Genomic DNA, 26,225 nt, shown 5'->3' with positions numbered 1-26,225 from the left:
TTCTAGCTATTCACCAAATGGGCGTAAAAGCCACCCCGTGCAAGCAAATCAGCATGCTTTCCTTCTTCAACAATCTTGCCCTGATCCAAGACAACAACCTTCTCTGTCCGCTCAGCAATGGTCAAGCGGTGAGCAATGAAAATCAAGGTCTTGTCTAAAGCCATAAGATTATCGACAATTCGCTTCTCTGTCAGAATATCCAAACTGCTAGTTGCCTCATCCAAAATCAAGACCGGCGCATCTGTCAAGAGAGCACGCGCCAGAGCAATTCTCTGACGTTGACCACCTGAGATTCCTGCCCCATCCGAAGTCAATTCTGTCTGGTAATTCAGTGGCATACGCTCGATATCCTCCCGAATCTCTGCCAATTCGACCGCCCGTAAGATATCTTCCTGTGTCGTCCCCTCCTTAGCTCCCAAAAGAAGATTCTCCAAAATCGTTCCGTTAAAGACATAGGGCTGTTGAGGCAGATAGTTGATATACTGGCGCAGGGCTTTTTTATCAATCTGATTGAGATTGACACCACCCAGACTAATCTCCCCTTGACTTGGGGCGTAAAAATTAACCATCATCTTGGCCAATGTCGTCTTACCTGACCCTGAAATTCCCACAAAAGCCACCTTAGAACCCTGCGGAATAGTCAAATTGATATCCGACAAGACGTCTCGACCATAGCCATACTTATAGTAAACCTGCTTGAAAGTCATCTCTCCCTTCATCAAGCTCAGATCCCCAACTGTTTTCTTCTCCTCAAACTCAGAAGCTACCAAATAAACCTCATTCAGACGGTTATTGGCAACTTGCGCCGTCTGAAGCTTAGTTTGCAGATTGATGATATTTTCCAAAGGATTGGTAAAGTAAACCAGCAAGGTATTATAGGTAATCAACTGCCCCAAACTCATCTTGCCATCCATGACCAGAACAGCCCCCATCCAGAGAATGCCGACATTGAGCAAGAGATGGGCAACTTTTTTCAGAGCCTTTTGCTGACTCTCTGCCCGACTATAGGTAAAGGATTTTTTCAGATAATCCACAAATTCCTTGTCAATCTTTTGGTAGCGTGAACTTTCACTGGTCAAAGACTTGATAGTCTCAATACCATTGATGTCCTCAATGATAGAAGAAGACAGAACCGCATTGGCTTCCATGGTATCCCGATTCATCTTTTCAAACGGCTTCATAAAAGCAAAGATAATCACTGTGTAGATAGGGAGCGCCAATAAAGTCATGAAAAAGAGATTGGTATTTTGTGAAAATAAAACAAGGGAAATAATGACAACCGTTGATACATCTAGGAAAATCGAAAGAATGGTCGAAGCCAGCGCATCGATGATACTGTTAGCATCTGTGAAACGAGACACGATTTCCCCTGTCCTACGTGTCGCAAAAAAGGACATAGGTAGGTGAAAAACATGCTTGATATAGGACAAAATTACGTCAATCGACAAACGTTGCCCCAAAACAAGTAAGAGATACTCCTGAGCGTAAGATAAGATCTGCTGGAGAATATAGACGATCACCAACCCAATAGAAATAATCCCCAGTGTCGAACGCATCTGATCTGGCACATAGGTATCAATGATAGACTGCAGATAATAAGAACCCACAATGTTAATCAAGGTGACCAAGAGTGTTGCCAAAACGATATTGGCAATCAAGCCACGCTGCTTCACTAATATAGGGATAAAAGAGAGCAGGCCATTCTTTTGATCCTTATGAGGCTTGTAGTCTGGACTAGGTGCCATAAACAGAGTCACTCCTGTCCATTCTTCCGCAAAGCGCTCACGTGGCAGTTTGGTCAATTTCACCCCAGGATCTGGATCAGCAATATGAATGCTATCCTTATCCTGCCCAGTCACCACATAGTAGTGGAGCAATTTTCCTTCCTTAAGCACATGGGCAACAAAAGGAAAGGTCAAATCTGGCAAGTCAAAAAGCGTCATATCCGCCTTGATCGCTCGCGTCTCAAAGCCAATCTCCTCTGCCACCTTGACCAAGCCCAAAGCCGTCGTCCCATCCATGGTCGTCTTGGCCAATTCTCGCAAGTGAGCCAAAGAATAGTAACTACCATAGTAGCCAAAGACCATAGCTAATGAAGCTACACCGCAGTCCATCTGATCCACCTGCGGACGATAGTGACATTTCCCAAATTTCATATTCATCTCCTTTTTCCTAAACTCATCTGATAATAACTATCTTACCCCAATCACTAAACAAAAACTGGACTTCCTCCCCAAATGCGCCTATCTACCCCCAAAATGCACTTTTGGGATTTAAAAATAGGTAGAACAAACGTCATACCTAAAATATATATTTATTTCTTTTTCTTCCTAATTCTTTTGTCAATCATATATAAAACGATAATCGAAAACAGCGGTGGTACAATATAACTCTTTTCACTCATTGTCAGCTGAAATCCCAGAGTTGCTAGTATCTTAAAGATGAAAATATTCATCAAAAATAGAAAAATAAATACTAAAAAATATTTTAAAATCTTATTCATTTCTTTTCTTCAACTTTCCTAATTTCTATACCTATTTTATCAAATTTTATTAAAAAATACATGCAAAACTCCAAATAAACACCTCAACTGCACTTTTGGGGGCAAAAAATAGGCAGAACGAATGTCCTACCTACTAAAAATATGGTACGAAAGGAAATTGATGTTTTACTGTCACCCTAGGCAAACTTGGGACAAATAAATCATTGATAGTAACATTTACGACATCCTATTTATTACTACAATTTCTAATGTCCCTGCTATTTCTAAGCCACCTCTGGTATGATCTATTCATAGTCAGAATAGATAACACCGTTCTAAATTACGATTCATAGTTACTCCTTTTTTGATTCGTTGCTACAAGACTCCTATTTACCCATAGATTGTCTACTACTTCAAATTTATCCGTTCTTTTTTTACTTCTATATAAAAGAATGAATACCATCATAAATAATGCAATCGTTGGTATATTGAAACTATCAAACCAAGTAGGTAAAGATACTTTATTTATGTCAGCTACTAATCTGATGATTATATAGGACATCGAAATAAGTAATACCATGATTTCAGGCCAAACTTTCAATACTGACTTAACGAATTTCATATTAAACTCCAATGTGATGCATTCTTAGATTCTACCCTAACCATTTTAGCACAGACTAACAAGTCATTCTTAACCGCTTACTCTACTTGCTTTTTATTGACCTTATATCCTAGATAAAAGAGCCCAAATAAAACAGGGTAAATTTCTGGATAAAATAGGGTATTGATTGGATTTCTCAAAATCAAATACGTTGCGATGTAAATAATGAGTGATACGGTAAAATATCCCTCAGCAAAGCCTAATAAAAATTGTTTCATAGTAAACTCCTATTTATACTCAATGAAAATCAAAGAGCAAACTAGGAAGCTAGCCACAGGCTGTACTTGAGTACGGCAAGGCGAAGCTGACGTGGTTTGAATTTGATTTTCGAAGAGTATTACCTGACAAGAATGACAGAAAACTCTACCATTCATATACACAAAATCCTTTTGATTCATGTTCTTCATTTATAGTTTTGATTATTTTTTGACAAATCTTTGCGAAAAATACCAAAATATCCTGAGAAAAACAAACCCACTAAAGGCCATTGCCAATTAAAGGATACTAACGAACCTGTACGAATTACATGAAGCGCGAGATTAAGAGTTATTCCCAACAAAGGAATTATAGTGGCTAGTTTAGGTAACAATGTATTAAGATTAAGGTTGCGACTGTTCATTATCTAACGTCCACGACGAGCAAAATCTGAACCAAATTTGTAACCAGCATTAAAAATTTGTACAGCAGCATTCAGTACTCCTGCAATCCCAACTGCTTCCGCAAGACCAAAACCACCTTTTGTTCCCACTAATTCATCGTCAGATAATTGATAAAATTGTTCTAAGTTCATGTTCGTCATTACTCCTTTATATTATATTTTATTGCTATGTAAATGATTAAAATGAGTATTGGATAGGTAAATACTTCTGAAATATCTATAAAATTTATATTATACTGCCCAGATAATATTTTATAGTCAATTAAAATTTGAACGATAGTAAAAATAATACGTAGCGATAACAATACCCCTAATAATATCACTTCTTTTTTTAAAAACATAGAAATGCCTCTCTGACTACAATCAGATTATGGTCTATTCGCATAATACCCCAAAGCTGCTCCTCCAGCAAAAAGTGCTGCTGCTCCACCTGCTACTGCTGCACCTATCTTCCAAATAGACACTCCAGCGACTACAAGAGGCAATGCTCCCCCATCCACATCCATCAACTCTTCTTCTGTAAGAGCTACAAAGTTCTGTTCCATTTTGTCAAAATTTGTCATCTTTTTTCTCCTTTATTTCTATTTGTTAGTTTACGATTTCTGGCTCTTAAACCATTTTAAAAACCAGAATAGATAAATTACTGAATTCCTTTTCGTCTCACTTATCTATTTGAGAAGTGATTTAAAATGAACAGGTAAATTTCATTTATTTTAAATACCATTTGATAAACCATGGCAATAAGATTGGTAAATACATCGCGTAATCTCCTTCCTTTTCTTCTTACTTATTTATTCGAAAAAGAATTCGAAAATGTACAACTAAATTAAATTTATTTGAAAAATAATTTAGTAAACCATGGATAGAAAATTGGTAGATACATGAACTAGGCTCCTTTCTTTTTCCTCTTACTTATCTATTCGAAAAAAATTTCGAAAATGTACAACTAAATCAAATTTTATTTAAAAAATAATTTAATGAACCACGGATACAAGATTGGTAGATACATGAACTAGGCTCCTCTCCTTTTCCTCTTACTTATCTATTCGAAAAAAATTTCGAAAATGTACAACTAAATTAAATTTATTTAAAAAATAACTCAGTGAACCATGGGTAGAACATTGATATAAACATGAGCTAGGCTCCTTCCTTTTCTTCTTACTTATCTATTCGAAAAACAATTCAAAAATGTACAACTAATTAAATTTATTTGAAAAATAATTTAGTAAACCACGGATAAAAAATTGGTAGATACATGAACTAGGCTCCTTTCCTTTTCCTCTTACTTATCTATTCGAAAAAGAAGTCAAAAAAATAAGAATATCAGAAAATTTTCCGACATTCTTATTGATAAACTCATCCAAGTCTAACAGATATTAGACATTGAGATGTTTTTTTAGGGTTCTTCTGGCTGTCCGTGATACGGGGAAATGCAAGCCTTCTAACAAGGTCACTTCTGTGGCAGTCATCTCTTCAATTGCCTGTAAACTGACTAAAGTATTGCGATTGGCATAGACAAAGTAATCTTTTTCAGCCTTGGCAGCGATATCCTTGAGACTGCCATAAATGGTCTTGATAGAATGATTAGCATAATAGACCTTGATACGGTGGGATTCCACTGAGGTTTCAAAGGCTAAAATCTCATGGTAGGGCAGAGTAAAGCCCCGTCTCCCCTCAAAACTATAAGTAAAGAGACGCATATTTTCCCTCTTGTCCACTGCCAGTACATAGTCCAGACAGCGTTCCAGCTGATGACGGTAATCCTCCTCTGGCTGATCCTTGGAAATAAAATCTAAGGCAGACAAGTGGTAACGAAAAGCTAGAGGCAAGGCCTCCGAGTGCGTGGACACAAAGACAATGCTTGTAAAGGGATCTCGCTCCCGAGCCTGTTGAGCAACCTGAAAGCCCCGTTCACGCTCTCCATCAATCTCTAAATCCAATAAATAGAGCTGGTAATGATCAAAATACTGAGAATATTTTTCAACGTCCCCATAGTTTTTGGCAATATCAATTTCCAATCTCAAATTGCGAGAGCGACCAATATCTAGTAAAGTCTGCTCTATCCGTCCTTGCTGGACTCTATCGTCTTCCAAAACTAAAATTCTCATTCCTCTCCCCCTCGTTTCTCATCCTTAAATGGCAATTCTAAATCTTGTCTAAAGGTCGTCTCTCCTAGCTGGGTATCTAAGTTTAAATCATAATGAAAAACCATATCCTCCAAGGTCGCTAAGCCCAGTCCACTGTGGTTCCCCTTGGTTGAATAACCCTTTTGACTGAGAATGCTAGGATTCAGTTCTTCTTTCTTACGAGTGTTTTCAATGATAAAACGGACACTCCTATCGCCTGCCAATAAAGCAACCCGAATCTGCGGATTTTCCGCTTCACTAGCTGCCTCTAAGGCATTTGTCGTGAGGATAGAGAGGATACGAATAGCCTCCAACATCGGCAATGCCAGTTCTTCAACAACCCCCACCGTCTCCAAACTAAAATGAATTCCCTGATTATCTGCCACAATCATGGCTTTTGCCAAGGTATTACGAATGGCTATATCATGAATATTGTGAAGATTAAAGGCTGTGTAGTCCGCCTTCCTCAGCTTTTCATTAGTCTTTAGAAAAACATCTTGATAGATGGTAGAAACCTCAGCCATATCTTGATTAGCTATAGCAGGCTCCATACTGGCGACAATCCCTGCAAAATCATGACGAAAACCGCGAACCTCATCATAGAGATGACCTAGCTTATCCACCATCCCTTGCAAGGAACGATTTTCATCTTCCTGTCTCTGAATGGTTTGCTCATCACGATAAACCTGCTCCAAATGCTTGATGTAAAAGAGCCAAGAGAAAAAGAGAATGAAAATCAGGAGAGAAATGGTCGTGTCAAAACGAACATAGAAAGGATTACATCCTCCAGACATGATGGATGAAAACAGTCTGAAACCAAACAATAAGGATAAGATCCACATACTTTTCGTCACTAACGATTGAAATTTATCTAAAAATAATATATTGAGATCAATTCCCCATCGTCTTAAAATGACAACAGACAAAAACAACGAAATCAAACTAAATACAGAATCAAATCCACTATGCAAGAAATCAGATAGTTCAGAGTAGTCAAATATCAATCGTATTATAAATGTCAAAATCAAATATCGAATACTTTGATAAAACATAAATAGATAAAGGGCAAGAAAGAGAGCTTCCTTCTTCTTTTTCTTTAACACAGTCCAAAATATTATATAAAAGAATAATAAATTGCCAACATGCAAGAAACTCGGAAAAACGAAGGTAGCAAATAGCTGAAAAACTACCCAAAGAAATATAGAGCGTTTGTCATAAAATGCTTTAGAGAGTTGACTACCTAGATAAATCGGAGGAGCTAAAATATTGATTAAAATCAATATAAACACTAAAAATTCAAGTAATATAATCATAAATCTGTTTAGTTAACACATTTTAATCAAAATACTATCTTGGCTCTGGGAGTAGATGTAGCCAATGGTAAATATCTTCAAAAATCCCTCCACCATTCACTTCCTCCAATACCTCTGGGGTTAACTCTTCAAATTGCTCCAATTCTACAAATATATTTTTCATTTCCATGACAGACTCCTTTTCATTATTTTATAGATAACTCTATCCCCTGCTCCATCTACAAAAGGCTTTAGTTTCCTTTTAAAATACAAGAAATCTAAAGCCTCCTGAAAATGGTATATTGGTTAGAGTGTTAACAATTAGTTGTGAAGATATTATTTTTATTTAACCACGACCACTTTATAATATTCGTTTGAGTGTGGAGATTCAATTTTAATTTTTTCACCATATAAACCATCAATTTCTTTATCAAGGAAATTTGAAACTCCTGATGGCAAGCGTTTCATCTTAAGAATTTCACCAGATTGATCCGCATAGGCTAGGATATGATGGTGTGTAGTGGTTGCTCCATCATCAATTAATACAAAGTAACCTGTTTTGAGCTTACCTTGCTCATTTTCTAAATAGTATAGTTTATTGTTATTGATTGTAAAGTTAGTAGCTCCAAGACGAAGTCGTGCACCTGGATTTTCTAAATAGACATCATTGCCAACTTTTTTGATTTCTGATCTAGTTGTCATCTCTGGAAGTGGTAATACTCTACGACCATCTGCTCCAAAGTAATATCGACCTGGTAGATTTTGGAAATTACGAATAACAGCTTTAGGATCAATTTCTTGTCCTTCTTCTTTATTATCTACTAAAGCTAAGATTGTATTTGAAACTTCATCCCCATATTTGTCGGAAAACTTCTTGATTTCAGACTTAATATACCAAGTGTTTTTTTCAATAATAACATCGTCACCTTTAGCATTTAGCAAATATTCTTGCCCATCTCCAAGTTTAACAATATCATGAATATTGTATCCAGAATCTTTTCTATTTGCTAGATAGCCATCCTTACCAATGACATAACTTTCCCCATCACTGGCTGGGACAGCTCTATCTGCGACCATAGCACCTGAATTTTCAAAGTAAGACCATTGATTATTTGCAATAGTCCATCCTGTTGCCATAGCGCCACTGCCTTTGAGGTAATACCATGTAGACCCTTCTTTGTACCAACCAGTACGCATAGCACCACTATCTGCTAGTGAGTACCATGTGCTTCCTTCCTTATACCAGCCAGTACGCATGGCACCACTATCTGCTAGTGAATACCAGGTATTGCCGTCTTTGAGCCAGCCTGTCTGCATTTTACCAGCGCTATCGAAGTGATACCAAGAGCCAGCATTTTGCACCCATTTATTTTTAGCTAAGCTTCCATCTTGAGAAAGATTCCAGTCAGCGCCATTTTTAACCCAAGTATCTGCAGCCTGTGCTTGATTGATAGACAAAAGTAGACCAGCACCTGCAAGTAAACCAAGTGTAAGTAGTTTAGATTTTTTCATAGCCATTTCCTCCTTTATTGAATAGCTACAGGAGGGTTTCCCCTCTTTATTTAGCTATATTCTAATACTTTTCATTGTCAAAGTCAATAATATTGTGAAAAATTAGACAATATTACCAATATCTACGAATTGTATTTTGAGTAATAGCATATTGATCCATATAAGAAACATATCGACCTGGATATGGAGCGTGAACAACCTTTCCATCACCAACATAAATACCTACATGGTCATTTGTCTCTTCACTATTATACAAAATCAAATCTCCAGCTTGTTGAGAACCATTACTTACATAACTTCCTCCTGTTGCTTGACCATAGGTCACTCTAGGAATACTAATATCAAACTTAGCATGAATAGCCATCGTAAATCCTGAGCAATCTACGCCACTATTCAAATCTGCCCCACCCCAAACATATGGGATTTTTCCTACAAATGTCTTTGCATATTCACCAAGGGCTTGCCCACGATTTTCTACCCATACACCACTTTCTCTAAAGAAGTACGGTGTACCATTCACACGTTGATAACCAGTGACCATAGCACCACTAGCAGATAAGTAGTAATAATTACCATCAGGTTGAATCCAAGTATTTTCTTTCATCCATCCTTGGTCATCAAAATAGTACCACTTGCCATCTAATTGTTCCCAATTTTTAGCATACCCACCTGAACCGTATTTAAACCACCATTTACCATTGGTTTGCATCCATGTTCCTTTAGGATCACGATATTGATTGAAAGCTTTCTTCTCTTGATTGCCCTCTGCTTGAGTTTCTTTATCTTCAAAACCAATCAATTTTACTTGATCAGCTTCTTCAGCTTTTATCTTGCCTTGATTAACTAATTGAGCAATCGCTTCTTTCTCACTTGCTGATGGGGAATTAGCATAGGCCACAGTATTATTTGCTAGGAGAACGCCTCCTGCAAGAACTAATAAACTAGAATAAAGATATTTTTTCATCATAAAAATCCTTTCTTTTTTCTCCTTTTTGAAGATTGATTTTTCTGACTCCATTATATCCTTTATTTCTCCACACATCTCTCCTGTCCCTAGAAAGACTAAATCTGTTCCTAAACGGTCACCTGAGCCAAATAAAAAATTCCAAAGCAAACGCCTTGGAATTCCGATGTCTATTTTGCTTGAATAATCTTAACCACATCTCCTACACTTTGCAGTTGATCAATTTCTTCATCGCTGATTTCGATATTAAATTCATCTTCCAGAGTCAAGATAAACTCCATCAAGTCGACTGAGTCCGCATCCAAATCATCTTTCAGACTCAAGGATTCTGTCACGACAAAATCCTCTCCCTGTCGCTCTTGGATAATGGTCACAATACGTTCAAAAATTTCTTTTTCTGTCATCTCTTTTATTCTCCTGAAAATTCACGCGCAGTTTGGGCAACTACGTCTGTTTCTAGCATGGTACGAATCTGGCGGATTGTACTATAAACAGCCTTGGCATCGCTTGAGCCATGAGTCTTGACAACCGGTGCCTTGACACCAAACAAGACCGCTCCACCAACATCTGAATAGTTGAGCTGCTTTTTCAAACCTCTGAGGCTGTCCTTGAGAAGGAGGGCGCCTAGTTTCGCTCGAAGACCACCACCTGTAATAGCGGTCTTGAGCAAGCCCATGATTCCCATAGCTGTCCCTTCAATGGATTTGAGCACAGCGTTTCCCGTGAAACCATCTGCCACGACAACATCCGCAACGCCATTCATCAAATCACGCGCTTCCACATTTCCGATAAAGTTCAAACTTTCATCAGCCACTAATAATTCATAAGTTTCCTTACGAAGCGGGTCTCCCTTACTACTCTCTGTTCCGTTGTTGAGCAAACCAACACGTGGTTGAGCAATGCCACGAACATTCTTGGCATAGAAAGAACCTAGGACAGCGTATTGGTGGAGGTGTTGGGCTGTATTTTCCGCATTAGCACCAAGGTCTAGCATGTCAAAACCTTTCCCATCAACGGTCGGCAATGTTGACATAAGTCCAGGACGGTCGATATTCTTGATACGACCCACGATGAAGAATCCTGCAGCCAACAAAGCACCTGTATTCCCAGCCGAGAGCACAGCATCTGCCTCTCCATCTTTGACAGCCTTGGCCGCCAAGACCATACTGGCATTTTTCTTCTTCCGAATAGCTCTCGTAGGTTCATCGTCTGAATCAATCTTCTCATCCGTATGGATAATGCTGACACGCTCTGTCGCTGTTAGATATTGCTTGATTTTAGCTTCATCTCCGTAGAGTTGAATCTCGATATCTGAAAAGTCAGCTAGGGATTGATTGACACCCTCAACGATGGCCTGGGGTGCGTAATCGCCCCCCATGGCATCTACTGCGATTTTTTTCATTTCTTTTCCTCTTTTAGTAATTGTCCCCAGTCTGCTAGGGAATCAATAAATTTCTTTGATTTTAGGTGAATCCCAACGTACTCTTCGTAGAGTTGATCCATAAATTGGCGTAGCTCTTGCTTAATTTCAGGCTTGAGCGAAATGGTCTCCAAGGTCTCAAAATCAATAGCTTGAAATTGATTGAGCAGATAAGGGATATTGGGATTGAGATGGCAACGTCTCTCATCTTCATGATAATGCTCTGGACAGAGGCAGGCGCCATATTTGAAAGAAAAGTCAAAAGCCTGACCAACCCGATGACAAAAAACACACTCATTAAAATTGAGGCTGATCCCAAATCGAGTCAAGATTTGAATTTCAAAAATATTGGTCAAAACCTGATAATCCAAGCCCGCTTCCATCAACTCCAAGGTCTTTTGTAAAAAAGCAAACAAGGAAGCATCCTGCTGATTGTCCTGCAAACTAGCATCGGCAAGAGCTGCAACGTAGGTCGCATAAGCCATGACAAAGAGATCGCTATTAATCTTGGGAAAAGTCATCACCTCATGATAATCCTCAATGTAGCTAAGCCCCTCATCATTGATTCGTAAGAGAAATCGAGCCAGCACCAAGGGCTGAATAACCGGCGCCAGCTTAGACTGACCAGCGTGTTTGACAAAAAACATGCGTTTGCCAGCCTGCTCTGTAAAAATCTTGACGAGCTTATCATCCTCACGAAAATTGCGATTGTAGAGCACCAAGCCTTGACTCGTGATAGACTGAATCATGCTTCTCTCATATACTCCTCAAGTCGTTTCATGGCTTCTTTGATAGTCTCCATACTAGCTGCATAAGATAGGCGAACATAGCCTTCCCCATAACGCCCAAAGGCTGCTCCAGGGATAAAGGCAACGGCCTTCTTCTGTGCAAAATCCTTCAGAAAAGCAAAGGAATCTTGATTGTAGCCCGCTGGAATCTTAGCAAAGATATAGAAGGCACCGTCTGGTTTAATAATCTCAAAACCAAGAGCAGTCATTTTCTCGATAATATAGTCCCGACGCTGGATGTATTCCTTTTTCATAGGCTCCGCATCATTTTTACCAGCCGTCAAGGCCTCCACCGCAGCATGTTGAGCCATAGTATTTGCGGCAGTAACCAAGTACTGGTGACTCTTAATCAACTGAGCTGTAAAGGCTGCAGGAGCAAAAATCAGACCCAAACGCCAACCTGTCATGGCATGCGATTTAGATAGACCATTGATAATAATAGCCTGATCTCTCAACATGGTTCCCAGAGACACATGGGCTTCGCCTGTGTAGGTCAATTCTGAGTAAACCTCATCACAGACAACAAAAATCTCATACTTGCGTAAAACAGCTGCCAAGGCCTCCAATTGTTCCCGACTGTAGGTAATTCCTGTCGGATTGGCTGGATAGTTGAGAATAACCGCCTTGAGCTTGTCACCCTGCTCCAAAATGGCCTTCTCCAACATTTCAGGAGTCAAGACAAAACCATTTTCAGTTGTGTCAATCTCGACAATCTCTGCCCCAACTAGATTGACAATCGGTTCATAACCTGGATAGGCAGGAGCTGGCAAAAGTACCTTGTCTCCCTCTTCCAAAATAGCCGTCAAAGTAGCAGATAAAGCCTCTGTCGCCCCAATTGTAACCAAGATTTCATTTTCAGGATCATAGTCCAGTTGGTACTTTTCCTTAACAAAGTCACTGGCCGCCTTACGTAGAGTCAGCAGACCACTCATCCCTGTATAGTAGGATTGGTTCTGATCAATCGCTCGCTTGGCCGCCTCCTTGATATGATCTGGCGTTGTAAAATCAGGCTCCCCCAAGGTCAAACGCAAGACCCCAGGAATCTCCGAAATAGCCTGGTCAAACTGACGAATCAACGAAACTTGAATCTTATCTAACTGTTTATTAAAGCGCTTAGTTAAGTCCATAGATACCTCCTACTTTCAAAACGTATCTCTATTATACTACAAAAGCTCCCCGACCGCAAAAATACATTATAGAATAGCTTTCCACTTTCTATTTTACTTTTCCTGTTTACAGGTCTATAATGGTAACAGATTCTATTTGGAGGTTTTTATGTCATTTCTATCAAAAAATGGAGCAGGCATCTTGGCCTGCCTTCTCATTTCAATCGTATCTTGGTACTTAGGAGGATTCTTCCCTGTCATTGGCGCACCCGTCTTTGCGATTTTCATAGGCATGCTTCTCCATCCCTTTCTCTCGCCCTATAAACAACTGGATGCGGGATTGACCTTTAGTTCCAAGAAATTACTCCAATATGCCGTTATCTTGCTTGGTTTTGGTCTCAATATCTCTCAAGTCTTCGCAGTTGGGCAATCTTCACTCCCTGTCATCCTATCCACCATTTCAATAGCTCTGATTATTGCCTACCTCTTCCAGCGCTTCTTTGCATTGGACACAAAACTGGCTACCTTGATTGGAGTAGGTTCTTCTATCTGTGGGGGCTCTGCTATTGCCGCGACAGCGCCCGTTATCCATGCTAAGGAAAAAGAAGTCGCCCAAGCCATCTCCGTTATCTTTTTCTTCAATGTCTTGGCTGCACTAATCTTTCCAACTCTAGGAACCTGGCTTCATCTATCCAATGATGGCTTCGCCCTCTTTGCAGGAACTGCGGTCAATGATACTTCCTCTGTAACCGCCACAGCCAGCGCCTGGGACAGTCTCTACCAAACAAATACCCTCGAATCCGCAACCATTGTCAAACTCACACGAACCCTAGCTATTATCCCCATCACTCTCTTTCTCTCATACTGGCAAAGTCGCCAACAAGAAAATAAGCAAGGATTGCAACTGAAAAAAGTCTTCCCACTTTTTATCCTCTACTTCATTCTTGCATCTCTCCTAACCACCCTACTGACCTCTCTCGGTGTGTCCAGTAGCTTCTTTACCCCTCTCAAACAACTCTCTAAATTCCTCATTATCATGGCCATGAGTGCTATCGGTCTCAAAACAAATCTGGTAGCCATGATTAAATCCAGCGGAAAATCCATTATTCTCGGAGCCGTCTGCTGGATAGCCATCATCCTTACCAGTCTTGGTATGCAGACTCTTATCGGTATTTTCTAACACAAAAGGTAGCCCACCAGCTACCTTTTCTTATGCTTCCTCAATCAAGCGAGTATGTTCTCTCTTGATACAGCGATTCATCACGATGTCATCGCATCCTCCAGCACGCAAGATTTCTTCCGCTGCTAGACTTTCAAGTCCTAGCTGTGCCCAAAAAATCTTAGCATCAGCCTTGAGAAAATCACGTGCCACATCGGGCAAAAACTCGCTGCGACGGTAAACATTGACAATATCTACAGGAAAAGGAATCTCAGCGAGGCTGGCATAAGCCTTTTCACCCAAGATTTCGCCACCTGCCGCCTTGGGATTGACTGGGATAATTTTATAACCCCTAGCCTGCATTTCCTTGGTCACTCGATTGCTGGTTGTTTCCTCACGATCAGACAGGCCCACCACAGCAAGGGTCTTACTCGTTGCTAGATACTGACGAATCACGCCATCACTTGGATTGATAAATTCTTGACTCATAGAAATCCTCCTTTTTCATCAGTATAGCATATTTTGAAAAGGCTTGCAGAATTTGACTACAAAAAAGGAGGACTAGCCCCCTTTTTATTTAGCCTCGTACCAGGTTGCCCCTTCATTTTCATCTGCGATGAGGGGAACACTGAGTTGAATGGCTTCTTCCATGGTTTGTTTGACCAATTTTTTCATCTCTGTCAATTCAGATTTAGGAACTTCAAGGACGATTTCATCGTGCACTTGTAAGAGCATCTTAGTCTGATAACCACCTGCAACCAAGGCTTTATCCAGCTGAATCATAGCAATCTTGAGAATATCTGCCGCCGACCCCTGGATAGGTGAGTTGATAGCTGTCCGCTCTGCAAAACCACGAATATTAAAGTTGCGCGAATTGATATCTGGCAACTCACGACGACGCTTGAAGAGGGTCTCCACATAGCCCTTATCACGCGCCTCACGCACCACTTCATCCATGTAGTTTTTAATACCTGGGAAGCGTTCAAAGTAGGTATCAATGTAGGCTTTGGCCTCCTTACGGCTGATGCCCAGATTATTAGACAAACCAAAATCTGAAATTCCATAAACCACTCCAAAGTTAACTGCCTTAGCATTGCGACGGTCGTTTGGAGTCACATCCTCAGGACGCTCAATACCAAAGACACGCATGGCTGTTGAGGTATGGATATCCGCCCCCTCTTGGAAAGCCTTAATCAAGTGCTCATCTTTAGAGATATGCGCCAAAACGCGCAATTCAATCTGTGAATAGTCTGAGCTGAGCAGCACACTATCCTCCCACTCAGGCACAAAAGCCTTACGAATGAGACGGCCTTGCTCCAAACGCACAGGGATATTTTGCAAGTTAGGATCCACACTAGACAGACGCCCAGTCTGGGTCAAATCCTGCACATAACGCGTATGAATCTTGCCATCAGCCAAAATCCAGTCCTGCAAGCCAATCACATAAGTAGACTGAATCTTAGCAATCTGACGGTAATCCAGGATTTTCTTAACAATCGGTGCAATCGGAGCCAGACGCTCTAACACATCCACTGCTGTCGAGTAACCTGTTTTAGTTTTCTTGGTGTATTCTAAAGGAAGTCCCAATTTTTCAAAGAGAAGGACACCCAACTGCTTAGGCGAGTTGATATTAAACTCCTCACCAGCCAGTTCATAAATCTCTTGAGTGAGTTTTTCAATGACAAGCTCATTTTCAGCCTGCATCTCAAGCAAGGTCTCTTTCTTGACCGTAATCCCAGCAATTTCCATCTTGGCAAGGACAAAGGCCAGAGGTTGCTCCATATCATAAAGAAGCTCTAATTGCCCATTTTCACTGAGTTTTTCAAGTAAAACAGGCTCTGTTTCGACCAAAACAGCAAGTTTACGCGCCAAATGTTCCAAGAATTTCTCACGTTCAGGAATGGCCTTTTTAACACCTTTACCGTAGAAGGTCTCATCATCAACCAAGTAAGTCTGACCATAAAGACTAGCAATAGTCGTAATTTCATTGTCCTCCACAGTCGAAAGGAGGTATTTAGCCAAACGGCTGTCAAAAGCAGGCGCCTGCAAATCCACACCAAAACGATTCAAGAGAACTTTAGCCTTCTTAAAGTCATACACCCTCAGAGGTGTTTTTTCTAGAAAATCCTTGAAAGTCGGCTCTTGCAAAAGTTCAAGCTTGTCTGTAGCATAGAGCTTTTCCCCACAAGACCAGGCAAATCCAACCAAATCCTCTGTATGGTAATTCTCACCAAAAAGCTCAAAATGGAAGATAGACTCTTCACTCAGCATGTCTTGACTGACTTGGTCAACAATAGTAAAGTCCAAACTCTCAGCCACATCAGCTGACGATGCATTTAAAGTCTGCTTAAGCTGTTTGAAGCCCATCTCATCATAGAATTTCCCAAGATTTTCAACATCTGGACCACTATAGACCACATCCTCTAAACCAATCTCAATCGGTGCCTTGGTATCAATGGTCGCCAGTGTTTTCGACAAAAAGGCCTGTTCCTTATCATTGATGAGATTTTCCTTCATCTTAGAAGCCTTCATCCCATCGATATTTTCATAAATACCCTCAAGCGAGCCATGCTCCAGCAAGAGCTTGATACCCGTCTTTTCACCGATTTTTGTCACCCCAGGGATATTATCCGACTTATCACCCATGAGTGCCTTGAGATCGATAAACTGAGTCGGTGTAATGCCCATCTTTTCCATAAGATATTCTAGCGTAAAGGCCTCAAACTCAGCCACACCTTTCTTGGAAATTTCAACCACCGTATGCTCATCAGTCAGCTGAATCAAATCTTTGTCCCCACTGACAATGGTAATATCAAAACCATCTTGCTCAGCTAATTTATCTAGTGTCCCAATAATGTCATCCGCCTCATACTGAGCCAACTCATAGTGACGAATCCCCATATGATCCAGCAACTCACGAATGAAGGGAAATTGCTCACGAAACTCATCAGGAGTCTTAGCCCGACCACCCTTATAGTCCGCATACATCTCTGTCCGGAAGGTTGTCTTTCCCGCATCAAAAGCCACCAAAATATGACTCGGCTCAACCCGCTCCAACAGATGGCTCAACATCAACTGAAAACCATAAATCGCATTGGTATGCAAACCAGCCGCATTCTTAAAACGGTCCAACTGCTGATAGAGCGCAAAAAACGCCCGAAAAGCAACAGAAGACCCATCAATCAATAGTAATTTTTTCTTATCCATACACCCATTATAAAGGAAAGCACCAAAAAATACCATTGGGAAGAGCCAGACCGAGTATTTTTCATCCTTTTTCCGAATAAATAGATAGTAGCAGTGAATCTAGTAAACCTAGATTTAAAACTGTGATATAATAAAAGGAGGAAAAGGATGATTCTAAGACATCCGGGCATTAGCCCAACCAATGACTTGGTTGCTAAGAAAATTTTCAGCAATCCAGAAATCACTTGTCAATTTATTCGCGATATGCTGGACTTGCCGGCCAAAAATGTAACGATTTTGGAGGGAAGTAACATTCACGTCTTGCCTTCCCTGCCGTACTCGGCGCAGGATTTCTATACCAGTATAGACGTCTTGGCAGAGTTGGACAATGGCACGCAGGTTATTATCGAAATCCAAGTTCATCATCAGAATTTTTTCATTAATCGTTTGTGGGCTTACCTGTGCAGTCAGGTCAATCAAAACCTTGAAAAAATTCGTCAGCAAGAAGGTGATACACACCAGAGTTACAAACACATCGCACCGGTATATGCTATCGCCATTGTAGATAGCAATTATTTCTCAGATGATTTGGCTTTTCATTGCTTTAGCATGCGCGAGGATTCGACGGGTGAGGCTTTAACAATTACAAACAATGGACAGGAAAATCATCTAGTAAAGATGGCATTCTTAGAACTAAAAAAATACAGAGAAACCAGTAAAGACGAGGTTCGCAAGCCGTGGTTGGAGTTTTTTAGCAATAAGCCCTTTACCCAACAACCCGAGCGAGCCATTAGCCAAGCAGATCAACTGCTAGACTATAAGAGCTGGTCCGAGGAGGACAGGAAGATGTTTAGCCAACTACGTATGCGAGAAGAACAAGCCTTGTTAGCACAGAACTATGCCTTGGAACAAGCTGAAGAAAAAGGATTAGAGCGTGGTCTTGAACGTGGGAAAATATTTACCTTTCTTGATTTAGTACGTCAACATGTTTTAACTTCCGAATTTGCGAGTGAGCAATTAGGCATGACGGTCGCTGAGTTTGAAGAACTATTGAAAGACCATTGTAAATAAGATTAAAAAATACAGAGAAACCAGCAAAGACGAGGTTCGTAAGCCATGGTTGGAGTTTTTCGGGAACAAACCCTTTACCCAGCAACCTGAGCGAACCATCAGTCAAGCAGACCAACTGCTAGACTACAAGAGCTTCTTTGGGTTTACGACACGAGAAATTTGATGATTTTTCTTTACTAGAGGAGTCTCAGCGACCATCATTTTCAAGCACTGATAGCACTTGAAACGACGCTTTTTAAGTAGAATTCTAGTAGACATACCAGTCGTTTCAAGGTAAGGAATCTTAGACGGTTTTTGAAAGTCATATTTCTTCATTTGACTTCCGCAATCAGGACAAAGTGGAGCCTCATAATCCAGTTTAGCAATGATTCCTTTGTGAGTATCCCTATTAAGAACATCCATAATTTGGATATTAGGGTCTTTGATATCGAGTAATTTTGTGATAAAATGTAATTGTTCCATATGAATCTTTCTAATGAGTTGTTTTGTCGCTTTTCATTATGGATATTATGGAACTTTTTTTCTACAACAAAATAGGCTCCATAATATCCATGGGGATTTACCCACTACAAATATTATAGAGACTAAGTTTATAGAACAACATAAAAGTGAACAAGACTAAAACATCGTTTTGTTCACTTTTTTCTTCTTTTCAACAGAACTCTCACTATAGCCCATATCACAAAAAGAGAAGGTCATAAATCCTTCTCTTTTATATCTTCAACTAATTAGTTTTTGCGTTTCACAAATGGAAGGGCACCTAGGAGCAATCCAAGGAATCCTAATGATGCAACTGCAACATTATCTTTACCACCAGTATTAGGAAGTTCTTTCTTATCTTCTGCTTTCGCAGCTGGAGCTTGATATGTATTATCTTTGCTAGTACCTGCTACAGTTGGTGCAACCGCAGGAGTTGATGGTGTCTCAGCTGTTGGTGTAGCCGGAGCTGGTGTTGGAGCTTCAGCTGCTGGAGTAGCTGGTGTTGGAGCTTGTGATTCATTTGGAACAGGATTTCCAGGAGTTGGTGTTAGTCTTGGATCTGAATTTGGAGTAGAATAGTGATTAGTTACTTTTTTGTAATAGTTAGTAATAATACCATCTTTTTCTTCAGATTTCACAAAAGTATAACCTGCAATTGATTTACCTTTGAAATGACCTTCTTCAGCATTCAAAATATCAGTGTTAGTAGCAATATCAACATAGCGTGTGACTTTTAAGTCTTCTGTATCATTACTTCCAGATAGAACCTCAGCTTTATTATTAATTAAAGTATTTAAGGCATCTTCTAAATCAGCTAGACGATCTTTTAATCCATCTTTATAATAATCTTCAACACCTTCATTTTCTTCGCTGTCTTTGATTTGCTCTTTTACTTTAGAGATTTCGTCTAAGATTTTTTTGATTTCAGGGTTATTAACACCAAACTCTGGAACTTCATTAACAGCAGCTTCAACAGCGTTAACTCCGCCTTTGAATGCTGGAAGTTCTGGTTGTACAAGTGCATCTCCGTTTGAAGCTTCTGGTTTAGTTGGTTTTGGAGTTTCTCCTTCAGGTTTTGCAGGAGTTGGAGGTGTTGTATCATTCACTCCACCATTGAATTCTGGAAGTTCTGGTTGTACAAGTGCATCTCCGTTTGAAGTTTCAGGTTTAGATGGTTTTGGAGCTTCTCCCTCTGGTTTATTAGGTTCAGTAGGAGGTGTTGTATCATTCACTCCACCATTGAATTCTGGAAGTTCTGGTTGTACAAGTGCATCTCCGTTTGAAGTTTCAGGTTTAGATGGTTTTGGAGCTTCTCCCTCTGGTTTATTAGGTTCAGTAGGAGGTGTTGTATCATTTACTCCTCCGTTGAATTCAGGATTATTAGGTTGAGTAGGAGCATTATCATCATTTACACCACTATTGAACTCTGGAGTTGCTGGTGTTGTAGGCGCTTCTTCATCGTTTACTCCACCTGTGAATTCAGGTTTTTCTTCAGCTGTAGGAGCGTCAGCAGGATTTACCCCACCATTGAATTCTGGAGCATTAGGAACCGTTGGAACCTCATCCGCTTCCTTAGCAGGCTCAGTAGTTGCTTCATCATCATTTACTCCACCTGCGAAGTCTTTTGGTGCTTCACCTTTAGGAACTTCTTTTAAGTTTTCGATATAACCTAAAGTTGCGTTGTAATCATCAGTTAGTTCATCGATTGCATCTTTGTAAGCTTTCACTACTTCGTTAACTTCGTCGAATTTAGCTTGAGCTTCATCTGCAGCAGTTTTAGCAGAAGCAACAGCAGCTTCTAATCTAGTTACAGCATCTTGTAATCCATCTTGGATAGATTGTTCAGCATTGTTTTTCTTAGCTGTTGCAAGTGCAGTTTTAGCTTTTTCTAAAGTTTCTTTTTGTTTATCTAATGCAGCATTTTTTTCTTCTACAGCTTTAGCTTTTTCAGTAGCATCAGCCTTGTCTTTATCAGCTACTTTAGTTAATTTTTCAATTTTTTCAGCGATATCATCAGCGATATCTTGAAGTTTTTTAACGATTGGTTTAGAAGCTTCTTTGTTGTAAGCAGCGTCTAATTTTTCTTTATCAGCAGTAGGAAGTTCAGCAAGAGGTTTTCCTTCTTTTTTTGTAGCGCCAATTTTGTCTGCTTGTGGATCTTGATTTTTGTTAGCTTCAGCAGTCTCATGTTGACCTTTTAATTCTTTAAGAACATCTCCTGCAGTTAAGTCGCCTTTTTCAACTGCAGCTAAAATATCTTCTTTACCTAATGCTTTTTTGGCTTCTTCTTTATTTGTAATCTTAGCATCAGCATCGATATCTTTTTCTAATTTATCTAATGCATCTTTAAGAGCAGTTCTAGTTTCAGCTTCTTCTTTTTTAAGTTCTTCAACTTTTGCTTTTGCTTTTTCAGCTTCTGCTTTAGCTGTAGCTAATTCAGTTTCTGCTTCAGTTTTAGCTTTATCTGCTTCTTCTTTTTTAGTTTGTGCAGCTTTTACATCTTCAGCTTCTTTAGTAGCTTTAGCTGTAGCTTCATCTGCTTTTGTTTTAGCTTCGTCTGCTTTTTTCTGCAATTCAGCAACTTTAGCATCTGCTTCTTTTTTAGCTTCAGCAGCTTTTTCAGCTTCTGTTTTTTCTGCTGGTTTAGCTGGTTCTTCTTCTTTTGGCTTAGCTGGTTCGCTAGCTTCTTTTTCTTTAGCAGCTTTTACTTCTTCTAGAGTTTTGTTGTACTCATCAGTAAGTTTGTTAAGTTCTTCAGCGTAAGCTTGAGTATCAGAAGCAGCTTTATCGAATGCATCTTGTGCAGCATCTTTAGCTTTTTCGATAGCTTTAACAACTTTATCTAATGAAGCAACGATTTCAACATCAGAACCATTATCTTGAGCTGATTTTAATGCTTCTTTGGCTTCTTTTAATGTATCTTCTTGTTTTTTAAGAGCTTCCGCTTTTTTATCTTCTTCAGCTTTTAATGCATCAGCATCTTCTTTAAGCGCATCAACATTTTCACCTAAATCATCAGCTTTATCTTGAAGTTTTTCTGATGCTGGACGAGCAGCATCTGCTTTTTCAGCTTTTTCGATTCCAGCTTTAACGTCTTCTGGAAGTTGATCTTTAGATTTAGCTTCAGCTGGAGTTGTTGATGTATTACCAGCAGTATTACTGTCGTTTTCTAATTCTTTAAGAATATCACCAGCTTTTAAATCACCAGATTCAATAGCTTTTAATAATCCTTCTTTGTCAACTAATTCTTTAGCAGCTTTTTTAGCAGCTTCTTTATTAGTAATTTTTGGATCATTTGCGATTGATTCTTCTAATTGATCTAAAGCTTTTGATAGAGCATCTTTAGAATCAGCTTCTTCTTTCTTAGCATCTTCTTCTTTTTTAGCTTCTTCTTTAGCTTTAGCGTCAGCTTCAGCAGCTTTTTGTTTAGCAGCTGCTAATTCATCATCTGCAGTTTTTTTAGCTTCTTCAGCTTTAGTTTTTGCAGCATTAGCGTCAGCAGCTTCTTTTGTCTCAGCTTCTAGTTTAGTGTTTGCTTCGTTAGCTGCAGTAGTAGTTGTGTCTACTTTTGCTTGAGCTTCAGTAACTGTTTCTTCAGCTTTTTTAGCATCATCTTCAGCTTTTTTAATTTCTGGACTTGTAACTTCTGTTTTAGAAGTGTCAGTAGCTCCAGTTTCGGCAGGCTGAGTAGCTGCCGGTTGAGCTGGAGTTGTAGTTGTATTGGAAGAATCATCAGCTTTTACAACTGACGGTTGAGATGCCGCAAATGCCGCTCCCAATACAGCCACACTAGCCAAGCTAGTTAAAATCATTTTCTTTTTACCCATTTTTGAAACCCTTTTTTAGAATTATATTTGGGTTTATTATAACTCTTTCTAAAAATATAATCAAGTGATAGGTGATTTTATCTTTACATTTATATACTTATATTGATTTTCAAATATATCTCTTGTAAAAGAAAAAAGAAGGCCTGTTTATAAGCTTTCTTTTTATTTTCTTTTCATTATTTACATTTTCTATGGTAAATTTTACACTTTTAAACCCACTCACCGTTGGCATTTACTGTGTAACCATTGATTGTAGTGCTGACAGCAAGAGCTCCTGAACTATAAGCATAGTACCATTTATCACCTACTTGGAACCAACCAGTTACCATAGCACCTGAGCCTTTAAGGTAATACCATGTACCACCAACTTTAGCCCAGCCAGTCTTCATAGCACCTGAGCCATCAAGATAATACCATGTACCATCTACAAGTTTCCAACCTGTCTGCATGGCACCTGAACCATCAAGATAATACCAGGTACCATTTTCTTTTATCCATCTAGTACTCATTTTACCTAAACTGTCGAGATGGTACCAACTACCATTTATAAGTTTCCAGCCAGTTTGCATGGCACCTAAATCGTTTAAATAATACCAATTACCATCAACTTGTTTCCAACCAGTTCTCATCACACCAGTTTCATCCAAGTAATACCATGAACCATCTTTAATCCAACCTGTCTTCATTCCATCTTCTTTAGAGAAATAATACCAGTTACCGTCAATTTTCTTCCATCCAACAGATCGGTTCCCTTCATTATCAATAAAGAATTTTTTACCATCAATTACAACAATATTGGGTGTCAGAACACCATCTTTTAGATAGTAAGTTTTTTCATCTATTTTGATAAATCCAGTTTTCTTCTCACCATTTTCAACGAAATAATAAGTCTTATCAGCAACTTTTACCAATCCCAACTGTTTGAAGCCATCTTTTTCATTCAGATAGTATTGTTTATCCCCTAAGGTTAGTAGCCCTTTTTTCATTACTCCATCAGTTTCAAAGTAGTAAGTCTTACCATCAATCTTTTGCCAACCAGTAACTTTTTTGCCATCCTTGATATAGTAGACTTTTCCACCCTCTGCTTTAAACTGACCACTACTTGTACTATTGTTAGTAGTGGCACTATTGTTTTGGTTGGCATTAGTTCCGTTAGTTTGGTTACTACTTCCCCCATTATTAGCACTACCATTATTTTGATTATTATCTCTACGATATGGGTTTATTTGAGAGGCGTTGCTTGTATTACCTGAAGTACTAGTAGGCGCATACATATGGTAAAGAATACCATCTTCTACTCTACTAGTAGTATACATATAGTTATCAATAGCTGGATGACTTGTATCAGATGTTGCTGCTCCTGTAACAGCTGCTTTGATATCAACGGGTCTACCATTTTGGAATGTCACAAAATGAATTTCCTTAAATGATGAAGTAGATTGAGCACCTGTCGACGATGCACTAGTTCCTGTACTTGCAGCACTTACTGGCTGAACTGCAGCTATAGCTAGCACTGAAGTTGCTAGCAAAATACCCGTAATCGTTTTCTTCATGAGAAAAACCTCCTTTATTAACCTATTAAATTTATTTCATTATATTCCTTTTCTATAATTAATGCAATAAAAAACATAAAAAGTGTAGAAATATTTAAAGGTAAAAAAGCTCTTTACTATCTCTAGTAGAGAGCATCCTCTATTTATGTCACAATCTCCACTTTATTTAATACAATTCCTCATGACCCAATCACTAGTATTGACAAAGAGCCAAAGAAAAAACTAGGAGAAGAATCTCCTAGTCTTTTTTATATATTGGTATTATACCAACTCACCATTTCCGTTTACAGTGTAGCCGTCAGGAGTAGTTGTGTTTACAAGTAATGCACCTGAACCACTTAGGTAGTACCAGTGGCTACCTACATATTTCCAACCAGTTTGCATTGCACCTGAACCATCTAGGTAGTACCATTGACCACCTACATATTTCCAACCAGTTTGCATTGCACCTGAACCATCTAGGTAGTACCAAGTACCGTTGTCTTTAACCCAACCAGTTTGCATTACGCCTTCAGCGTTCAAGTAGTACCAAGTACCGTTGTCTTTAAGCCAACCAGTTGCTTTAGTTCCTTTAGCATCTTTCAAGTAAGACCATTGACCTTTAGCATCTTTACGCCATCCTGTAGCAGATTGTCCTTGGAATGTCACATCTGTATGACGAACTTCATTGATAACGATATTTGCATTAGTATACAAATCACCAGAAACTTTGAATTCACCTACAAATTCTACATCTTTACCATCTGTAGCATGAGATTTAACTAGACGATATTTTACTACTGTTCCTTCAGCGAAACTTACTGGGAGTTCAGCATCTACTTCAGTTCCAGCTGCATCAGCTTTAACTTTAGCTGTTTTTGTAACGATAGCTGATCCTGTTTCATCTGTAGTAACTGTTACATATACAACACCTTTATCAGTCGTAACTGCAAAATCAATAGCTACACCTGGGATTGGGTTTCCTTTAGCATCTACAACGTTTACACGAACATAGTGCTCACCTTTGTCTTTTACTTCAGCAACTGGAGTAACTGATGCAGTTTTAATATCAAAATTACCAAAACGGCTGTATCCAGGTAAGTTATTTACTAATTTACCATTTTGAAATACATCTTTATCTGTAGCAGTATTTTGCCCATTGTTCGAACCTGCGTCTGTCACTAGTTTACCTGTTGTTGGATCTACCATACCAGGTTTAAGAGTTACAGTGTTAGCTGAAACAGCTTGAACAGCACCAAATGCTGCAAGAGCGACTGCGCTTGTCAATAAAACTTTTTTCATCGTTTTATCTCCTTTATTTTTCATTATATATTTTTCGTAAGACTATCTTACTACCATACAGTATATAAATATTTGCAGGATTTGTCAAGGGTTTTCTTCTAGTTTTTAAAGTTTTTACCCATTTTTAGAAAAAAAGGTGAAAAAAACATTTTTGTGAGAAAAAATACCCGTCAAATACTGCATTTTTCAAGTGAAAATCTCACAAACTTATCATCCTTGAGTAAAATCATTCATATCTAATCCACATAGACAGTTGGACAGAACTCACGTCTATGGTATTATCTTATAAACACTTCTAAATGTCAAGTAAAAATGGCAAGTTTTTTGATAAGAACTTGCCATTTCATCAACTTTCTACTATTTAAAATGTGACCTTATAGCAAAGCCTCAAACTCAGCGACGGTCATGCCCAACTGCTGGCTGGCAACCTCAGGTGTCAGAAGACCTTGGCGGACCATATCCAGAAAGGCAAAAAGTTTTCCTTCTTCCCTTCCTTCAACTTTCCCACGTTCAAGTCCACGCTCTAAACCTTGTTCAAGACCCTCAGCTCGACCACGTTCTAAGCCCTTTTCTTCAGCTTGTTCCAAGGCATAGTCCTGTGCTAACAAGGCTTGTTCTTCTCGCATGCGTAGTTGGCTAAACATTTTCCTGTCCTCCTC

At 39.3% G+C, this 26,225-nt stretch carries 23 protein-coding genes and 3 pseudogenes; 3 read left to right on the top strand and 23 right to left on the bottom strand.

The window, feature by feature from the left end:
- Positions 1–2 precede the first annotated feature (2 nt).
- The 16 genes from comA to NMM17_RS02925 form a co-directional block, all read right to left on the bottom strand.
- Positions 3–2,156: a peptide cleavage/export ABC transporter ComA gene (gene comA, locus NMM17_RS03005; protein WP_000668248.1), complete on the bottom strand. Its 2,154-nt coding sequence runs from the start codon at positions 2,154–2,156 to the stop codon at positions 3–5.
- Between the two features lie 158 nt (positions 2,157–2,314).
- On the bottom strand, positions 2,315–2,503 hold the full coding sequence (locus tag NMM17_RS03000) for a hypothetical protein (protein WP_001033680.1): 189 nt from the start codon (positions 2,501–2,503) through the stop codon (positions 2,315–2,317).
- 678 nt (positions 2,504–3,181) lie between these two features.
- Complete coding sequence (locus NMM17_RS02990) at positions 3,182–3,361, bottom strand: hypothetical protein (protein ID WP_254753807.1); 180 nt, start codon at positions 3,359–3,361, stop codon at positions 3,182–3,184.
- Positions 3,362–3,546: 185 nt separating this feature from the next.
- Entirely contained in the window at positions 3,547–3,762 is a 216-nt protein-coding gene (locus NMM17_RS02985; RefSeq protein WP_080566643.1) for a bacteriocin immunity protein, read from the bottom strand.
- Positions 3,763–3,765: 3 nt separating this feature from the next.
- Positions 3,766–3,933: a class IIb bacteriocin, lactobin A/cerein 7B family gene (locus tag NMM17_RS02980; RefSeq protein ID WP_001047582.1), complete on the bottom strand. Its 168-nt coding sequence runs from the start codon at positions 3,931–3,933 to the stop codon at positions 3,766–3,768.
- 8 nt (positions 3,934–3,941) lie between these two features.
- Positions 3,942–4,142: a hypothetical protein gene (locus NMM17_RS02975; protein ID WP_000478864.1), complete on the bottom strand. Its 201-nt coding sequence runs from the start codon at positions 4,140–4,142 to the stop codon at positions 3,942–3,944.
- Positions 4,143–4,169: 27 nt separating this feature from the next.
- On the bottom strand, positions 4,170–4,364 hold the full coding sequence (locus NMM17_RS02970) for a class IIb bacteriocin, lactobin A/cerein 7B family (RefSeq protein WP_254753806.1): 195 nt from the start codon (positions 4,362–4,364) through the stop codon (positions 4,170–4,172).
- An 813-nt stretch (positions 4,365–5,177) separates the two neighbouring features.
- Positions 5,178–5,909 (bottom strand): response regulator transcription factor, encoded by a 732-nt coding sequence (locus NMM17_RS02965; RefSeq protein WP_001221863.1) that lies wholly within the window; start codon positions 5,907–5,909, stop codon positions 5,178–5,180.
- Complete coding sequence (locus NMM17_RS02960) at positions 5,906–6,769, bottom strand: GHKL domain-containing protein (RefSeq protein WP_000264921.1); 864 nt, start codon at positions 6,767–6,769, stop codon at positions 5,906–5,908. The genes NMM17_RS02965 and NMM17_RS02960 overlap by 4 nt, the downstream gene beginning before the upstream one ends.
- Positions 6,770–7,274: 505 nt before the next feature.
- Entirely contained in the window at positions 7,275–7,409 is a 135-nt protein-coding gene (locus tag NMM17_RS02955; RefSeq protein ID WP_004257719.1) for a ComC/BlpC family leader-containing pheromone/bacteriocin, read from the bottom strand.
- Positions 7,410–7,561: 152 nt separating this feature from the next.
- A complete protein-coding gene (locus tag NMM17_RS02950) occupies positions 7,562–8,731 on the bottom strand; it encodes an N-acetylmuramoyl-L-alanine amidase family protein (protein WP_049502339.1) in 1,170 nt (389 codons plus the stop codon).
- Between the two features lie 112 nt (positions 8,732–8,843).
- Positions 8,844–9,698 (bottom strand): C40 family peptidase, encoded by an 855-nt coding sequence (locus NMM17_RS02945; RefSeq protein ID WP_029690019.1) that lies wholly within the window; start codon positions 9,696–9,698, stop codon positions 8,844–8,846.
- Between the two features lie 167 nt (positions 9,699–9,865).
- The gene (locus NMM17_RS02940; RefSeq protein WP_000136454.1) at positions 9,866–10,099 is read right to left on the bottom strand and encodes an acyl carrier protein; all 234 of its coding nucleotides are present in this window, start codon (positions 10,097–10,099) and stop codon (positions 9,866–9,868) included.
- 5 nt (positions 10,100–10,104) lie between these two features.
- Positions 10,105–11,097 (bottom strand): phosphate acyltransferase PlsX, encoded by a 993-nt coding sequence (gene plsX, locus NMM17_RS02935; protein ID WP_000717471.1) that lies wholly within the window; start codon positions 11,095–11,097, stop codon positions 10,105–10,107.
- Positions 11,094–11,864: a DNA repair protein RecO gene (gene recO / locus NMM17_RS02930; protein WP_254753805.1), complete on the bottom strand. Its 771-nt coding sequence runs from the start codon at positions 11,862–11,864 to the stop codon at positions 11,094–11,096. The genes plsX and recO overlap by 4 nt, the downstream gene beginning before the upstream one ends.
- Positions 11,861–13,030 carry a pyridoxal phosphate-dependent aminotransferase gene (locus NMM17_RS02925; protein WP_004257696.1) on the bottom strand — a complete coding sequence of 390 codons (1,170 nt, stop codon included), beginning with the start codon at positions 13,028–13,030 and terminating at the stop codon, positions 11,861–11,863. The genes recO and NMM17_RS02925 overlap by 4 nt, the downstream gene beginning before the upstream one ends.
- A 148-nt stretch (positions 13,031–13,178) precedes the next feature.
- Between NMM17_RS02925 and NMM17_RS02920 the strand changes: the two genes are divergently transcribed.
- Positions 13,179–14,189, top strand: a complete 1,011-nt coding sequence (locus NMM17_RS02920) for a YeiH family protein (protein WP_254753804.1) — start codon at positions 13,179–13,181, stop codon at positions 14,187–14,189.
- Positions 14,190–14,219: 30 nt separating this feature from the next.
- Here NMM17_RS02920 and NMM17_RS02915 read toward each other — a convergent pair whose 3' ends face one another.
- Positions 14,220–14,657 carry a CoA-binding protein gene (locus NMM17_RS02915; RefSeq protein ID WP_254753803.1) on the bottom strand — a complete coding sequence of 146 codons (438 nt, stop codon included), beginning with the start codon at positions 14,655–14,657 and terminating at the stop codon, positions 14,220–14,222.
- Positions 14,658–14,741: 84 nt separating this feature from the next.
- Positions 14,742–17,375: a DNA polymerase I gene (gene polA / locus NMM17_RS02910; RefSeq protein WP_254753802.1), complete on the bottom strand. Its 2,634-nt coding sequence runs from the start codon at positions 17,373–17,375 to the stop codon at positions 14,742–14,744.
- Positions 17,376–17,522: 147 nt separating this feature from the next.
- Between polA and NMM17_RS02905 the strand changes: the two genes are divergently transcribed.
- A complete protein-coding gene (locus NMM17_RS02905) occupies positions 17,523–18,425 on the top strand; it encodes an Rpn family recombination-promoting nuclease/putative transposase (RefSeq protein ID WP_000603332.1) in 903 nt (300 codons plus the stop codon).
- Positions 18,424–18,558, top strand: a pseudogene (locus NMM17_RS02900) (flagellar assembly protein H domain protein); the annotation flags it as partial. The gene NMM17_RS02905 and the pseudogene NMM17_RS02900, both read left to right, overlap by 2 nt.
- Positions 18,559–18,560: 2 nt before the next feature.
- Here the strand turns inward: NMM17_RS02900 and NMM17_RS02895 are convergent.
- The 5 genes and pseudogenes from NMM17_RS02895 to NMM17_RS02875 all read right to left on the bottom strand — a co-directional run.
- Positions 18,561–18,887 (bottom strand): annotated as a pseudogene (locus tag NMM17_RS02895) (transposase family protein); the annotation flags it as partial.
- Positions 18,888–19,153: 266 nt separating this feature from the next.
- On the bottom strand, positions 19,154–22,732 hold the full coding sequence (locus tag NMM17_RS02890) for an SIALI-17 repeat-containing surface protein (protein ID WP_254753801.1): 3,579 nt from the start codon (positions 22,730–22,732) through the stop codon (positions 19,154–19,156).
- Between the two features lie 209 nt (positions 22,733–22,941).
- Positions 22,942–24,285, bottom strand: a complete 1,344-nt coding sequence (locus NMM17_RS02885) for a PspC family transcriptional regulator (RefSeq protein WP_254753800.1) — start codon at positions 24,283–24,285, stop codon at positions 22,942–22,944.
- Positions 24,286–24,546: 261 nt separating this feature from the next.
- The gene (locus NMM17_RS09625; RefSeq protein WP_000757036.1) at positions 24,547–25,566 is read right to left on the bottom strand and encodes an Ig-like domain-containing protein; all 1,020 of its coding nucleotides are present in this window, start codon (positions 25,564–25,566) and stop codon (positions 24,547–24,549) included.
- Positions 25,567–25,940: 374 nt separating this feature from the next.
- Positions 25,941–26,225: pseudogene (locus tag NMM17_RS02875) on the bottom strand (hypothetical protein); the annotation flags it as partial.

It is taken from the genome of Streptococcus sp. CF7_Ac1-12 (genome assembly GCF_024295905.1).
GTDB classification, from domain to species: Bacteria; Bacillota; Bacilli; order Lactobacillales; family Streptococcaceae; genus Streptococcus; species Streptococcus mitis_AP.
The sequence above is the reverse complement of the archived record's forward strand: the minus strand, read 5'-3'. Positions and strand labels throughout refer to the sequence as shown.